This window comes from Lentzea sp. NPDC004789, from assembly GCF_053601075.1.
In genome coordinates, this window is record NZ_JBSGBE010000028.1 from 42796 (window position 1) to 57279 (window position 14484).

Below are 14484 nucleotides of genomic sequence, written 5' to 3' on the forward strand. Positions count from 1 at the left end.
CCAGTCGGCCGGATCGCGGAGTCCGCCACCCCGGACCCGGTCGCCGCCGTCGAGGCCGCCTACGACCGGATCGACGCGGTCAAGCGGCCCGAGATCTGGGTGACGCGGCGCCACCGCGAGGACGCGCTGTCCGAGGCGAAGGAGATCGCCGCCCGGCTGGCCGCCGGCGAGGACCTCCCGCTGGCCGGCCGGGTGCTCGCGGTCAAGGACAACATCGACGTGGCCGGCCTGCCGACCACCGCGGCCGCGCACTCCTACCTCTACCGCCCGGATGCGGACGCCACGGCGGTCGCGCGGCTGCGGGCCGCCGGGGCCGTGGTGATCGGCAAGACCAACCTCGACCAGTTCGCGACCGGGCTGGTGGGCACCAGGACCCCGTACGGCGCGGTCCGCAACGCATGGGACCCGGCGAGGATCTCCGGCGGTTCGTCGGCGGGTTCGGCGGTGGCCGTCGCGCTCGGCATCGTCGACGCCGCGCTGGGCACCGACACCGCGGGTTCCGGACGGGTGCCGGCGGCGCTCAACGGGATCGTCGGGGTGAAGCCGACGAAGGGGCTCGTGCCGGTCACGGGTGTCGTGCCCGCGTGCTACTCCCTGGACTGCGTCACGGTCTTCGCCCGCGACCTCGGCCTCGCCCGGCTCACCGCGGAGATCATGGCCGGACCGGACCCGGCGGATCCGCTGTCGCGCGAAGCCGGTCCGGACGTCGTGCTCCCACCGCGGCCGCGGGTCGCCGTTCCTACCAGCGAGCACCTGGACGGCATGGCACCCGGCTGGCGCGAGGCGTTCGCAGCCGCGGCGGCACGTCTCGCCGACTCCGGTGTGGAGATCGTCGAGGTCGACATCGCGCCACTGCTGGAAGCCGCGAAGATGTTGTACGGCGGTGCTTTCGTCGCCGAGCGGTACGCCGCAGTGGGGGCGCACATCGAGTCGCACCGCGACCTCGTCGGCACCGATCTCGACCCCACCGTGGCCGCGATCATCCTCGCGGGTGCGACGCCGACGGCCGCGCAGTGGGCCGAGGACACCGCCACGCTCGCCCGGCTCGGCGCGGAGGGACGTGCCCTGCTCGCCGGGTGCGACGCGCTGCTGACCCCGACCACCACCTGTCATCCGACGCTCGCCGAGGTGGCCGCCGATCCGGTCGGCGTCAACAGCCGGTTGGGGCGGTTCACGAACTTCGCCAACCTGCTCGACCTCGCGTCGCTCGCGGTGCCCGCCGGGTTCGTCGACGGCCTGCCGTTCGGGGTGATGTTCACCGGTCCCGCGTTCGGCGACCGCGGTCTGGCCGAGCTCGCCAGGAGGCTGCTCGCGCCGTCGATCGACCTGTTCGTCGTCGGCGCGCACCTCAGCGGTCAGCCGTTGAACAGGGAACTGGTGCAGGCGGGCGGCACCCTCGTGCGGCCGGCGCGAACCGCTGCGGCGTACCGGTTGCGGGCGTTGGCGACCACACCGCCGAAGCCGGGTCTGGTGCGGGTGCCGGACGGCGGTGCGCCGATCGAGGGCGAGATCTGGCGGCTGCCGGCGGCGGGGTTCGGCACGTTCGTCGCCGCCGTGCCGCCGCCGATGGTGATCGGCACCGTCGAACTTGCCGAAGGCGTTGCGGTTTCCGGCTTTCTGGCCGAACCGTGGGCTTTGGACGGTGCCGACGACATCACCGCGTTCGGGGGATGGCGGGCCTATCTCGCGGCGCGCCGGGAACAATGACGCCGTGACTCGACCCCGACCCGGCCGCCCGCGCCACGCGCCCGACGACGGTGCCAGGTCGCCGCGGGACCAGATCCTCGAAGCAGCCGCCGCGCTGTTCGTCGACCAGGGTTTCGCGGCGACCTCCACCCGTGCCATCGCCGACCGGGTCGGGATCAGACAGGCGTCGCTGTACTACCACTTCGCCGGCAAGGACGACATCCTCCTGGAACTGCTGTGCACCTCCGTGCGGCCGAGCCTGGAGACGGCCCGCCTGCTGGAGGAGGCCGCCGCGGCGGCCGCGCTCTACGCCCTGGCCATGGCCGACGCGCACACGCTCGCGACGGCACCCCACAACATCGGCGTGCTCTACCTGCTGCCCGAGGTGCAGCTGGAGCGGTACGACCTGTTCCGCCAGGACCGCGCGGAACTTCAGGACATCTACGCCCGCCTCGGCGCCAGGGTCGCCGGTGACGAACCGGACTCGGCCGCGACCGCGCGCCGCGGGGAGATGCTGATCCAGCTCGTCGAGGTCGTGATCCAGCAACGCCGCACCCGCGTGCCGGACACGTCGGACTGCCACGCCATCGCCGAGGCGTGCCTGCGCGTGTGCGGTGCCGACGACCGCACGATCGCCGCCGCACGTGCGGACGCCGCCGCCCTGGTCACGACCTCGTCGCGGGTGTAGCGGCTACCGGCCGCTCAACTATTTTCGTTGCCGAAGTGCTCTGAATCTACCGTTTACGTGTCGAGGAGGCCTATTCAGCTACGAAAACCTTGACTTGGAGGGGGTGTTGGCCAATGATTCGGCAATCACAGCCTGAGTGACCCCCGACACATGCGAAAGGGCGCGCCATGACCCGAACCGCCTCCACGGACGACAAGAGCGCGGCCTTACCGGTGGGAGAGCTCAAACGCGGCGTGCTCGGTAGCGGCGGCCTGGTCTTCATGGTCGTGGCGGCCGCCGCGCCGCTGACCGTCATGGCGGGCATCGCCCCGCTGGCCCTCATGATCGGTGGCGTCGGTGCCCCGGTCGCCTACCTGGCCGCGGGCGCGGTGCTGATCATCTTCGCGGTCGCGTTCACCCGCATGACCAAGTACGTCAGCGGTGGGGGAGCGTTCTACGCCTACATCGCCAAGGGGCTCGGCCGGGGCTGGGGGCTCGCGGCCGCGCTGCTGGCGCTGGTGTCCTACAACACGCTGCAGATCGGGGTCTACGGCCTGTTCGCCGCGCAGACGAGGGCGACGCTGGCCGACCTGTTCGGGGTGAACGTGCCGTGGCCGGTCATCGCGCTCGTCGCCCTCGGCCTGGTGCTGGTCATCGCCTGGCTGGGCATCGACGTCGGCGCGAAGGTGCTCGGCGTCCTGCTGATCCTGGAGTCGGGCATCCTCGTGGTGATGGCCATCGGGATCTTCACGCACGGTGGTGCGTCCGGTGTGGACGGAGCGTCCTTCACCCCGGCGGCGGCGTTCAACCCCGGCATGGGCGGTGTGCTCGCGTTCGCCTTCGCCGCGTTCATGGGCTTCGAGTCCACCGCGCTGTACCGCCGGGAGGCCCGTGACCCGGAGCGGACCATTCCCCGCGCGACCTACTTCGCCGTCGGGTTCATGGCGGTGTTCTACTGCGTGATCCTCTGGTCCGTCGTGATCGGGTTCGGCAGCGACAAGGTCGTCGGCGCGGCGTCGGAGAACGTCGCCGGGTTGTTCTTCGCGGCCACCGAGACCTACGTCGGGCCGTGGGCGGCCACGCTGATGCGCCTGCTCGTGCTCTCCAGCGTCTACGCCTCGCAGATCGCGTTCCACAACGCGATCACCCGCTACACCCACGCGCTGTCCCAGGACGGGGTGCTGCCCGCCTGGATCGGCGAGGTCCACCCGCGCTTCGGCTCGCCGTACCGCGCGAGCGCCCTGCAGACGGTCTTCGCGGTGATCGTCATCGGCGGGTTCGCGCTCGCCGGGGCCGACCCGATCACCGGCCTGCTGCTGTGGGTGAACACGCCCGGTGTCGTCGGCATCGTCGTGCTGCAGGTGCTCACCGCGGTCGCGTGCGCGGTGTACTTCTTGCGGCGCAACAAGTCCGCGAGCACACCGATGGCGCTGACGGCCGCGGTCGTGTCCGCCGTGCTGCTGGCGGTGGCCACCTACGTGCTGATCAGCAACGTCGGTTTGCTCACCAACGCGCCGACGAGCGTCAACGTCGTGCTGGTCGGCATCGTTCCGTTGACACTGCTGGTGGGCGGCGTGCTGGCGGTCTGGTTGCGCAACCGCCGTCCGGAGACCTATGCGCGCGTTGGCGAGGGACCGGCCATGCAGGAGGTCGTCGCGTGAATGCGGATCTCGTCCTGTGCGCCGACACGGTTCACACGATGCACACGCTGGCCGTCGGTCTCCGTCCGGTGGAGGCGGTCGCGGTGCGAGACGGTGTGATCAGCGCGGTCGGCTCCAGACGGGACGTGCGGGACTGGCGCGGCCCCGGCACCGAGGTCGTCGACCTCGGACCCGCGGTGCTCACGCCGGGTCTGGTCGACGGCCACCTCCACCCGGTCGCGGGGCTGAGCCTCACCGCCGACGTCGACCTGTCCGGTGCGCGCGATGCGGCGGAGGTTCACCGGCTGCTCGCCGAGGCCGCCGCGTCCCGTGCCCCCGACGCCTGGGTGCAGGCGTGGGGACTTGATCCGAACGTGTTCATCGGCCGGCCGCTCACCGGGGCGTTGATCGAGAACGCGGTCGGCGGCAGGCCTGCCTTCGTCCGGCTGTTCGACGCGCACTCGGCGTTGGTGACGGCAGCGGCGTTGCGGATCGCGGACGTCGACGGCCCCAGGAAGTTCGACCAGCGTTCGACCGTGGTCTGCGACGAGGACGGCCGGCCGACCGGGCTGCTGCTCGAGTCGGCGGCGATGGAACTGGTGCTGGCCCACCTCCCGGTGGAGCCGGTCGCGGCCCGTGCGGCGAGGCTGCACGAACTGCTGCGTGCGATGGCCGCCACCGGGTTGACCGGCGGTCATGTCATGGACCTGCTCGGCGACAGCGAGGAGGTCCTCGCCGCGGCCGAGGACCTGGGCGACCTGCCGTTGCGGCTGAGGTTCGCGCCCTGGTGCGACCCCGGCGTGGACGCGGACGGCCTCGCCGCCCTGATCGCGGCGCAGGGCCGCGGCGGCCGTCGCTGGCAGGTCGGCGCGGTCAAGTTCATGCTCGACGGCACGATCGACAACGGCACCGCCTGGCTGGAGACCCCCGACGCGCTGGGGGAGTCGACCGCCGCGCTCTGGCCCGACGCCGACGACTACACCGCGGCCCTGCGCGAACTCGCGGCCGCCGGCGTTCCCACCGCCACCCACGCCATCGGCGACGCGGCCGTGCGCCACGTCCTGAACGCCCTCGACGGCGTCGCCCGTTCCGCCACCGTGCCGCACCGGGTCGAACACCTCGAAACCCTGCCGGGTGCCCTGATCGAGCGCTTCCGCCGGCAGGGCGTGGTGGCGAGCATGCAACCCACCCACTGCAGCCACTTCACCAAGGCCGACCACAGCGACAACTGGTCGGCCCGCCTGGGCGATGACCGTGCGGACCGCGCCTGGCGCTGCCGCGACCTGCGCGACGCCGGAGTGCCCGTCGTCCTGGGTTCGGACTGGCCGGTCGCCCCGTTCGACGCCCGCCACGGCCTGGCCGAGGCGATCCTGCGCCGCCCGGCACTCGAACCCGACGTGCCGCCCGTGGGCCCGACGCAGGGACTGACCGCCCGCATGGCGCTGGAGGGCTACACCTCGCACGCCGCGCTGGCCGCGGGCGAGCCCGGCGGTGGCCGGATCGCGGTCGGCGGGCGCGCGGACTTCACCGCGTTCACCGTCGACCCGCTGCGGGCCGCCCCCGACGAACTGGCCGACGCGCCGATCGCGCTGACCGCGGTCGGCGGCGTGATCGTGCACCGCGCCGCCTCCGTACCGGCGCGCTGACCCCGTCCGCCGAACTACACGCGGGGAGCTTTCGTACTCTCCTGGAGTACGGGAGGTCCCCGCGTGGACGAGGCGGTGACGTGGGTTTCGCTGGGGTTGTGCGCTGGCGAGCTGGAAGGGTCCGTGTGTTGCGGCGGGCGGCGGTGGCTGGTTGTGCTTGTTCGTTGAAGTGCACGCGGGGAGCTTTCGTACTCTCCTGGAGTACGGGAGGTCCCCGCGTGGATGAGGCGGTGGCGTGGGTTTCGCTGGGGTTGTGCGCTGGCGAACTGGAAGGGTCCGCGTGTCGCGGCGGGCGGCGGTGGCTGGTTGTGCTTGTTCGTTGAAGTGCACGCGGGGAGCTTTCGTACTCTTCTGTAGTACGGGAGGTCCCCGCGTGGATGAGGCGGTGACGTGGGTTTCGCTGGGGTTGTGCGCTGGCGAACTGGAAGGGTCCGCGTGTTGCGGCGGGCGGCGGTGGTTGGTTGTGTTTGTTCGTTGAAGTGCACGCGGGGAGCTTTCGTACTCTTCTGGAGTACGGGAGGTCCCCGCGTGGAGTGAGCGGAGCGGGGTCAGGCTGTGGACTCTGGGGTCGGGCGGTCTGCCAGCAGGGGCAGGGACGGGTCCCAGCGGGTGCCGTCCGCCTCGTCACGGCGGCGGCGGGCGATCGCCGACAACGCCTCCAGCACCACGCGGTTGGCGAGCGCGGCCGTGATGTCGGCGTGGTCGTAGGGCGGGCTCACCTCCACCACGTCGATGCCGACGACCGGCAGCTCCAGACAGATCCGGCGAACCGAGTCGAGCAGCTGGCGCGCGGACAGGCCGCCCGGTTCCGGGGTGCCAGTGCCGGGTGCGTGGCCGGGGTCGCACACGTCGATGTCCACGGACAGGAACACGCCCTCGCACTCGTCCACGGCGATGCCGAACGCCTCGGTCAGGCAGGCCTCCAGGCCGCGCAACCCGATCTCGGTCATCTCGTAGGACCGCATGCGCTGGGCCGCCATCCAGGCCAGCGTCTCGGGCGGTGGCCAGTAGCCGCGCAACCCGATCTGCAGGAACCGGTCACCGCGCAGCGCGCCGGACTCGATCAGCCGGCGCATCGGCTGGCCGTGGCCCCACAGCGAGCCGAACTCGATGTCGCCGGTGTCGGCGTGCGCGTCGAAGTGCAGCATGGAGATCCGGCCGTGCCCGACGACGTTGGCGATGCCCTTGGCGTCGGCGAAGGCGATCGAGTGGTCGCCGCCGAGGACGACCGGGATCGCGCCGGCACGGGCGACCGTCTCGACCGCGCGTTCCAGCGCGGCCAGTGCGGTCGTGATGTCGCCGGGTGGCATCTCCACGTCACCGGCGTCGAGCACGCGCAGGTCCCGCAGGCCGTCGGTGCGCAGGGCGAGGCTGGGGCGCGAACCGTCGTGGGGGAGGTAGTCGGTGGTGCGGATGGCCTGCGGGCCGAAGCGCGTGCCGGGGCGGTGGGAGGTGCCGCCGTCGAACGGGGCGCCGAGGACGACGACGTCGGCTCCGGCGAAGGAGTCCGGGTCGTCGAGGCTGCACCGGTCGACGCCCAGGAACGTGACGTCCGGTCCGTACTGGGCGCCGTAGCGGCTCATGCGGTTCTCCTGTCAGGACTCGATGTTCGCCATGACGTGCTTGATCCTCGTGTACTCCTCGAACCCGTACAGCGAAAGATCCTTGCCGTAACCGGACTGCTTGAAGCCGCCGTGGGGCATTTCGGCCACCAGCGGGATGTGCGTGTTGATCCACACGCACCCGAAGTCCAGCCGCTTGCTCATCCGCATGGCGCGGCCGAAGTCGCGGGTCCACACGCTCGACGCGAGGCCGTAGTCGACGCCGTTGGCCCACGCGACCGCCTGGTCCTCGTCGGTGAACCGCTGCACGGTGATGACCGGACCGAAGATCTCCCGCTGCACCATCTCGTCGTCCTGCCGCAGCCCGGTCACGACGGTCGGTTCGACGAAGAAGCCCCGGTCGCCCTGGCGGCGGCCGCCCGCGGTGATCTCGGCGTGGCCGGGCACGCGGTCGAGGAACCCGGTGACGTGCGCGAACTGCCGTGCGTTGTTCACCGGCGGGACGAGGGCGTCGGGGTCCTCCGCGCCCTTGACGTAGGTCGTCGTCGTGCTCCTGGCCTGCTCGGTGAGCGCGGCCACGAAGTCGTCGTGCACGCGCGGCCCGACGAGCACGCGGGTGGCGGCCGTGCAGTCCTGGCCCGCGTTGAAGTAACCCGCCGTGGCGATTCCGGCGGCGGCGGCCTCGACGTCGGCGTCGTCGAACACGACGACCGGCGCCTTGCCGCCGAGTTCGAGGTGCACGCGCTTGAGGTCGCGGGCCGCGGAGGTCGCCACGGCGCTGCCCGCCCGCACCGAACCGGTGATCGCCACGAGCTGCGGGATCTCGTGCTCGACCAGGGCGCGCCCGGTCTCCGGGCCGCCGCACACGACGTTGAACACGCCGGCCGGCAGCACCTCGGCCGCGAGCTCGGCCAGCCGCAGGGTGGTCACCGGGGTCGTGTCGGACGGCTTGAGCACGATCGTGTTGCCCGCGGCGAGCGCGGGAGCGATCTTCCACACGGCCATCAGCAGCGGGTAGTTCCACGGTGTGACCTGGCCGACGACGCCGATCGGCTCGCGCCGGACGAAGCTCGTGTGGCCGGGCAGGTACTCGGCCGCGGCCTTGCCTTCGAGCACCCGCGCGGCGCCGGCGAAGAACCGCAGGTGGTCCACCGCGACCGGCACCTCCTCGCTGGCCGTGAGCCCCACGGGCTTGCCGGTGTTGCGGCTTTCGGCCCGCACGAGCTCGTCGGCGTGCTCCTCCACCAGGTCGGCGAACGCGAGCAACACCCGCTGCCGGTGCGCGGGCGTCGACTCGCCCCAGGTCTCGAACGCCTTCGCCGCGACTCGGCAGGCGGCGTCGACGTCCTCGGCACCGGAGACCGGCGCGGTGCCGAACACCTCACCGGTCGCGGGGTCGACGAGGTCCGCCCGGCGGTCCTCGGCGGTGCCGGTGTGCTCGCCGCCGACGAAGTTGCGCAGCTCCAGCGTCACAGTGCTTCTCCTCGGTCTATGAGCATGACGGCAACGAAATCAGTAGTTCGGTTGCGCTCAAGCTACCGGAACCGTAGGCGGATTGCGATGGTCGCGTCTTGCCGTCTGACCGGCCGGCATGTGGTCATACTGTGCGCGTGAAGAAGACGAGCCCGGCGGACGACCGCAGCCAGCTGATCATCGACGACGTCTCGAAGGCGATCATCGAGCAGCTCCAGCAGGACGGCCGCCGGCCGTACGCCGCGATCGGCAAGGCGGTCGGCCTGTCCGAGGCGGCCGTGCGTCAGCGCGTGCAGCGCCTGTCGGACGCCGGCGTCATCCAGATCGTCGCGGTCACCGACCCGGCGCAGGTCGGTCTCTTCCGGCAGGCGCTCATCGGGGTCAAGGTGCAGGGGCCGATCGAGCCCGTGGCGGACGCGCTCAGCGAGATCGACGAGGTCGCGTACGTCGTGATCTGCGCCGGTCGCTTCGACGTGTTGTTCGAGATCGTGTGTGAGGACGACACCGCCCTGCTCCAGCTGCTCTCCCGTCGCGTGCGGACGTTGTCGGGGGTGGCCGACACCGAGGTGCTGGTCTACCTCTCGCTGCGCAAGCAGTCCTACCAGTGGGGCACTCGCTGACTACGGATTTCGTTGTACCAGGCGCATCAACCTACTGATTCGCTTGCCATGGGACGTTACGTGTGCGATAAACGTAGTCATGCCGCTTGACAATCTCTGGTTGCACTTCACGCGCCACTCCGCCGCCGACGACGACCACGCCGTGCCCGTCATCGCGCGCGGCGAGGGCGCGTACGTCTGGGACACCGAGGGCAGGCGGTATCTCGACGGGCTCGCCGGCCTGTTCGCCGTCCAGGTCGGCCACGGCCGCGAGGAGCTCGCCGAGGCCGCGGCCCGGCAGACGCGCGAGCTCGCCTACTTCCCGCTGTGGTCGGCCGCCCACCCGAGGGCGATCGAGCTGGCCGAGCGCCTGGTCGCCGACGCGCCGGGCGATCTCAACCGCGTCTTCTTCACCGTGAGCGGCGGCGAGTCCGTCGAAACGGCGTGGAAGCTCGCCAAGAACTACTTCAAGCTCACCGGCAGGCCGGCCAAGCACAAGGTCATCAGCCGGTCGCTCGCCTACCACGGCACCTCGCAGGGTGCCTTGTCGATCACCGGGCTGCCCGCGCTGAAGAAGGACTTCGAACCGCTCGTGCCCAGCACGATCCGCGTGCCGAACACCAACTTCTACCGCGCGACCGAGCACGCCGACGACTACGAGGCGTTCGGCCGGTGGGCCGCGGACCAGATCGAGCAGGCCATCCTGTTCGAGGGCGCGGACACGGTGGCCGCCGTGTTCCTCGAACCGGTGCAGAACACCGGTGGCTGCTTCCCGCCACCGCCCGGCTACTTCCAGCGCGTCCGCGAGATCTGCGACCGGCACGACGTGCTGCTCGTGTCGGACGAGGTGGTCTGCGCGATCGGCCGCCTCGGGCACGCGTTCGGCGCTCAGCGCTACGGCTACCACCCCGACATGATCACCACCGCCAAGGGCCTCACGTCCGGCTACGCCCCGCTCGGTGCGGTGCTCGTCGACGAACGGCTGATGGAGCCGTTCCGCCAGGACGGCACCATCTTCATGCACGGCTCGACCTACGGCGGCCACCCCGTGTCGTGCGCGGTGGCGCTCGCCAACCTCGACCTGATCGAGCGCGAGGACATCTACGGACACGTGCTGTCCAACGAGGACGCGTTCAGGTCCACTTTGGACAAGCTCAGGGACCTGCCGATCGTCGGCGACGTCCGCGGCACCGGCTTCTTCTACGGCATCGAGCTCGTCAAGGACAAGGAGGCCAAGACGAGCTTCACCGCGGAGGAGTCCGAACGCATCCTCAAGGGCTTCGTGTCCACCTCCCTGTTCGACAACGGGCTGTACTGCCGTGCCGACGACCGCGCCGAACCGGTCGTCCAGCTCTCGCCGCCGCTGATCTGCGACCAGTCGCACTTCGACGAGATGGAGCAGATCATCCGGCACACGCTGGAAGGTGCCTGGAAGCTGATCTGACGGCGAGGTGGTTTCCGTTGCCCGGCAACGGAAACCACCCCATCAGCTCAGCCGCCGATGCCGAAGAACTGGACGGCGACCGCGGCCATGCCCCCGGACGGCAGGCTGTGCCCGGCGCCCTGGATGCTGTAGGCCTCGACCTTGTCGGCGTACTTGCGGCGGTTCCAGCCGGCCCGCGGGGTGTCGCTGGACGTCGGTGTCTGGCTCAGCCCGAACACGTTGGTCCACTGCTCGATCTCCTCCTGCAGCAAGGAGTACGGCACGAGGTTGTCGGCGGTGCCGTGCCACAGCTGCACCCGCGGGCGAGGCCCGGTGTAGCCGGGGTAGGCCTGCCGGACGGCGTCGCCCCACTGCTGCGGCGTGCGGTTCATGCTGCCGCCGGTGCACTTGCTGCGCCCCGGCGGGTAGTCCGCGGCGTTGGCGAAGCAGTTGAACGGCACGCCCATGAACGCCGCGCCCGCCTTGAAGACGTCCGGGTAGAGCGCGAGCATCTCGTTGGTCATCATGCCGCCGGACGACGACCCGGTGACGAAGACCCGGTTCGGGTCACCGCTGTAGCGCTGCTCGGTGTAGGTCACCATCGAGACGATCGAGACGGGGTCGCTGCCGCCGCCGCGGCGTTTCGCGGCGTCGGACCAGGTGTCGAAGCACTTGCCGAACCCGGCCTCCTGTTGCGCGCTCGGGTAGATGACGATGAACCCGTACCTGTTGGCGAGCGAGGCGAACTCGCTGCCCGAGTAGAAGCCGGGGCCCGAGCCTCCGCAACCGTGCATGGCCACCACGATCGCGGGCTTGGCCGGGTGGGTGTCCGGCACGTAGACGTGCATGCGCATCCGGCCCGGGTTGTCGCCGAAGTTGGTCACTTCCACCAGTGACGCGGCGGACGCCTGCGGTGCGAGCACAACACCGGCAACGGTGAGCAGGGCGCTGACGAGTGTGACGAGTGTTCTGCGTGTGGTCATCATCGACCTCCGGTCAGGGATTCCGGAGACCCGAAAGTATTCAGATTGGTGACGGCCGTCAAGATTTTGCCGAACAAAGGTGTACGGCGTTCGACGAACATCGCGCGGACGAGGCAGGCCGGCGGGATGCCCGCCGGCCTGCCTGAGCTCCACTGTGGACGGACGGGCGCCTCAGCCCGATGTGAAGGTCGCGGCGGCCCGCGCCCGCAGGTCGACGCGGCGGATCTTGCCGGTTGCGTTGCGCGGCAACGCGTCCACGAACACCACGTGCTTGGGCACCTTGTAGCGGGCCAGGTTCGCGACCAGGTGTGACCGCAGCGCGTCCTCGGGGAGATCGGTGCGGGTGACGACGTAGGCGACGCCGACCTCGCCCCAGCGCTCGTCGGACACCCCGACCACCGCGCACGCCTCGACCTCGTCGAGCTGCACGGCGACGGCCTCGACCTCGGCGGGGTAGACGTTCTCGCCACCGGAGATGAACAGGTCCTTGACCCGGTCGACCACGTAGTTCCAGCCGTCGTCGTCGGTGCGGATCACGTCGCCAGTGCGGAACCACTCGTCGCCGACGAAGCTGTCGCGAGTCTCCTGTGGACGGTTCCAGTAACCGGGGAACACGTTGGGCCCGCGGACGAGCAGCTCGGCCGGTTCCGCGCAGAGCGGCCGGGGACGCTCATCCGGGCCGAGCGCGGCGACGTCGGTGAAGAAGTGCGGCACACCGGCCGAGACCGGGTGTGCCAACGTGCCGTCGTGGGTGCCCATCGACACGCCGGGGGAGGCCTCCGTCATGCCGTAGCCCTGCAACAACCGGACACCGCGGTCGAGCCACGCCCGCGCGACCCGTTCCTGCACCGGCGATCCGCCGTAGAGCACGCAGGTCAGCGAGCTGAGGTCGGTCGTGTCCCAGGACGGGTCCTGGCACATCATCTGCAACATCGTCGGCACGGCGGAGAAACCGGTGATCCGCGCTTTCGAGATGCGCGCGAGGATCGTGCCGGGATCGAACCTGGCGACCGGTTCGACACTGCCGCCCTTGAACAACGTCGGCAACGTGATCTGGCCGAGGCCGACGCAGTGGAACAACGGCGCGATGCACAGCGCCCGGTCGGTGCTGAGCACGTCGAAGTGGGCGAGCTGGTTGACCGTGTTCCAGGTCAGGTTGCCGTGCGTGAGCACAGCCGCCTTCGGTTTGCCGGTCGTGCCGGAGGTGTAGAGCAGCAGGCACGGGTCGTCGAGCGTCACCCCGGCCGAGGGCGGCGCACCGGCGCCGGCGATCTCCGCGTCGAAGTCGTCCGTGCGCAGCACGCCCGGCAGCGGCCCGGACACCGACGCGACCAGCTCGTCGGTGTCCGCGCTGTGCACCAGCAGGGACGCGCCGCTGTCGGCGAGCATGTACCCGATCTCCGCGCCGGACAGCCGGTAGTTGAGCGGCACGAAGATCGCCCCGCACAGCGCCGTCGCGAACAACGTCTCGAACACGGTGATGTCGTTGACGCCCAGGTAGGCGACCCGGTCGCCGGGCCGCACACCGCGTCCGGCCAGCACGGCCGCCAGCCCGTCCACCCGGCGGGCGAGCTCGGTGTAGGTCAGCGAGCGGTCCGCCTGCACGAGTGCCATGCGGTGCGGGGAGATGCGCGCGCGGCGGGCCGGCCAGCTGCCGACGCCGGGGTTGCTCGGTCCGATCATCATCCGGTTCACCCCAACCGCAGCACTGGCTTGATGGTGACGCCCGCCAGCGCGTCGTCGACCGCCTGCTGGATGTCGCCGAACTCGTAGTGCGTGATCAGCCGGTCGATCGGCATCCGGCCCGCGGTCACCAGCTCGACGAGCACCGGGATCAGCGACTGTGTCTCGGCGTCGCCCATGGTGAGCCCGACGATCCGGCGGCCGGGCAGCATGAAGTTCACGTTGACCGGCACCTGGGTGCCGAACGCGGGCGCGCCGACGATCACCGCGGTGCCGCGCGTCGCGAGCGAGGAGATCGCGACGCCGAGCACGTCGGCGTTGCCGGTGGTCTCCACGACGCCGTCGACGCCGCGGCCGGACGTGAGCTTCGCGACCGCCTCCCCGAGGTCCTCGGTGTTCGTGTCCACAGTGTCGGTGGCACCGAGCTCGGTCGCCAGTGCGAGCCTTTCCGGGACGCGGTCGACCACGATGATGCGCGTGGCCGGGGTCAGCCGGGCCGCCATGACGGCGGAGAGACCGACCGCGCCCGCCCCGGTGACGAGCAGGGTGGCGCCGGGTCGCGGGGCGAGCACGTGCCAGACCGCGCCGGCGCCGGTCATGACCCCGCAGCCGAGCGGGGCGAGCAGGTCGAGCGGGGCGTCGGCGGGCGCCTTCACCACGCTGCGCTCGTCGACGACGGCGTGGTGGGCGAAGCTCGACTGGCCGAAGAACCGGCCGCCGAGCGGGACGCCGTCGCGGGAGATCGGCGACGTCCCGTCGGCCCGTTCGCCGCCGATGAGGTTCGACGGCAGCCACGTGTCGCAGTACGCGGGGTGGCCCTCGCGGCAGTTCTGGCAGCGGCCGCACGAGGTGTAGCTCAGCAGCACCTGGTCGCCCGCGGCGACCTTGGTGACCGCGGCGCCGACCTCCTCGACGATCCCGGCGCCCTCGTGACCGAGCACGCCGGGCAGCGGGAACGGCAGGTGGCCGCCCGCGACACCGAGGTCGGTGTGGCAGACGCCGGCCGCGACGACGCGCACGCGCACCTCGTCGGGACGCAGGTCGTCGAGCGCCACCTCGGTGAGCGCGAACCCGGAACCGGCGGACTCGACCACGGCCGCCGTCGTTGTGGTGGACATGGCT

General features: G+C 71.1%; 11 protein-coding genes. 6 read left to right on the forward strand and 5 right to left on the reverse strand.

Annotation, left to right across the window (positions count from 1 at the left end; translation table 11 throughout):
* The first annotated feature begins 12 nt into the window (after nucleotides 1-12).
* The 4 genes from atzF to ACWEIJ_RS40900 all read left to right on the forward strand — a co-directional run bounded on the left by atzF (nucleotide 13) and on the right by ACWEIJ_RS40900 (nucleotide 5639).
* Nucleotides 13-1707, forward strand: a complete 1695-nt coding sequence (atzF, locus tag ACWEIJ_RS40885; RefSeq protein WP_449842719.1) for an allophanate hydrolase — start codon at nucleotides 13-15, stop codon at nucleotides 1705-1707.
* Between the two features lie 4 nt (nucleotides 1708-1711).
* On the forward strand, nucleotides 1712-2374 hold the full coding sequence (locus ACWEIJ_RS40890; RefSeq protein ID WP_449842667.1) for a helix-turn-helix domain-containing protein: 663 nt from the start codon (nucleotides 1712-1714) through the stop codon (nucleotides 2372-2374).
* Between the two features lie 167 nt (nucleotides 2375-2541).
* Nucleotides 2542-4014, forward strand: a complete 1473-nt coding sequence (locus ACWEIJ_RS40895) for an APC family permease (RefSeq protein WP_449842668.1) — start codon at nucleotides 2542-2544, stop codon at nucleotides 4012-4014.
* A gap of 38 nt (nucleotides 4015-4052) precedes the next feature.
* Nucleotides 4053-5639 (forward strand): amidohydrolase, encoded by a 1587-nt coding sequence (locus ACWEIJ_RS40900; RefSeq protein WP_449842669.1) that lies wholly within the window; start codon nucleotides 4053-4055, stop codon nucleotides 5637-5639.
* 548 nt (nucleotides 5640-6187) lie between these two features.
* Here ACWEIJ_RS40900 and ACWEIJ_RS40905 read toward each other — a convergent pair.
* Both ACWEIJ_RS40905 and ACWEIJ_RS40910 read right to left on the reverse strand, forming a co-directional pair.
* Entirely contained in the window at nucleotides 6188-7222 is a 1035-nt protein-coding gene (locus ACWEIJ_RS40905) for an agmatinase family protein (protein WP_449842670.1), read from the reverse strand.
* 12 nt (nucleotides 7223-7234) lie between these two features.
* Nucleotides 7235-8674, reverse strand: a complete 1440-nt coding sequence (locus ACWEIJ_RS40910) for a gamma-aminobutyraldehyde dehydrogenase (protein ID WP_449842671.1) — start codon at nucleotides 8672-8674, stop codon at nucleotides 7235-7237.
* Between the two features lie 137 nt (nucleotides 8675-8811).
* Here ACWEIJ_RS40910 and ACWEIJ_RS40915 point away from each other — a divergent pair, with 137 nt between their 5' ends.
* Together ACWEIJ_RS40915 and ACWEIJ_RS40920 are read left to right on the forward strand one after the other, a co-directional pair.
* Nucleotides 8812-9294, forward strand: coding sequence for an Lrp/AsnC family transcriptional regulator (locus ACWEIJ_RS40915; RefSeq protein WP_449842672.1), 483 nt, complete (start codon nucleotides 8812-8814; stop codon nucleotides 9292-9294).
* 79 nt (nucleotides 9295-9373) lie between these two features.
* Nucleotides 9374-10717 carry an aspartate aminotransferase family protein gene (locus tag ACWEIJ_RS40920; RefSeq protein ID WP_449842673.1) on the forward strand — a complete coding sequence of 448 codons (1344 nt, stop codon included), beginning with the start codon at nucleotides 9374-9376 and terminating at the stop codon, nucleotides 10715-10717.
* Nucleotides 10718-10764: 47 nt separating this feature from the next.
* On the opposite strand, the gene ACWEIJ_RS40925 is transcribed toward ACWEIJ_RS40920, so the two are convergent.
* The 3 genes from ACWEIJ_RS40925 to ACWEIJ_RS40935 form a co-directional block, all read right to left on the reverse strand.
* Nucleotides 10765-11679, reverse strand: a complete 915-nt coding sequence (locus tag ACWEIJ_RS40925) for an extracellular catalytic domain type 1 short-chain-length polyhydroxyalkanoate depolymerase (protein ID WP_449842674.1) — start codon at nucleotides 11677-11679, stop codon at nucleotides 10765-10767.
* A gap of 171 nt (nucleotides 11680-11850) precedes the next feature.
* Nucleotides 11851-13365: an acyl-CoA synthetase gene (locus tag ACWEIJ_RS40930; protein ID WP_449842675.1), complete on the reverse strand. Its 1515-nt coding sequence runs from the start codon at nucleotides 13363-13365 to the stop codon at nucleotides 11851-11853.
* Between the two features lie 5 nt (nucleotides 13366-13370).
* Nucleotides 13371-14480: an NAD(P)-dependent alcohol dehydrogenase gene (locus ACWEIJ_RS40935; protein ID WP_449842676.1), complete on the reverse strand. Its 1110-nt coding sequence runs from the start codon at nucleotides 14478-14480 to the stop codon at nucleotides 13371-13373.
* Nucleotides 14481-14484 lie beyond the last annotated feature (4 nt).

What these genes read in the sequence shown, in the direction of transcription:
- ACWEIJ_RS40900 (WP_449842669.1), top strand. Translation starts at nt 4,053, where the DNA reads ATGCACACGCTGGCCGTCGGTCTCCGTCCGGTGGAGGCGGTCGCGGTG.
- ACWEIJ_RS40925 (WP_449842674.1), bottom strand. Translation starts at nt 11,679, where the DNA reads ATGACCACACGCAGAACACTCGTCACACTCGTCAGCGCCCTGCTCACC.
- ACWEIJ_RS40895 (WP_449842668.1), top strand. Translation starts at nt 2,542, where the DNA reads ATGACCCGAACCGCCTCCACGGACGACAAGAGCGCGGCCTTACCGGTG.
- ACWEIJ_RS40905 (WP_449842670.1), bottom strand. Translation starts at nt 7,222, where the DNA reads ATGAGCCGCTACGGCGCCCAGTACGGACCGGACGTCACGTTCCTGGGC.
- ACWEIJ_RS40935 (WP_449842676.1), bottom strand. Translation starts at nt 14,480, where the DNA reads ATGTCCACCACAACGACGGCGGCCGTGGTCGAGTCCGCCGGTTCCGGG.
- ACWEIJ_RS40930 (WP_449842675.1), bottom strand. Translation starts at nt 13,365, where the DNA reads ATGATGATCGGACCGAGCAACCCCGGCGTCGGCAGCTGGCCGGCCCGC.
- ACWEIJ_RS40920 (WP_449842673.1), top strand. Translation starts at nt 9,374, where the DNA reads ATGCCGCTTGACAATCTCTGGTTGCACTTCACGCGCCACTCCGCCGCC.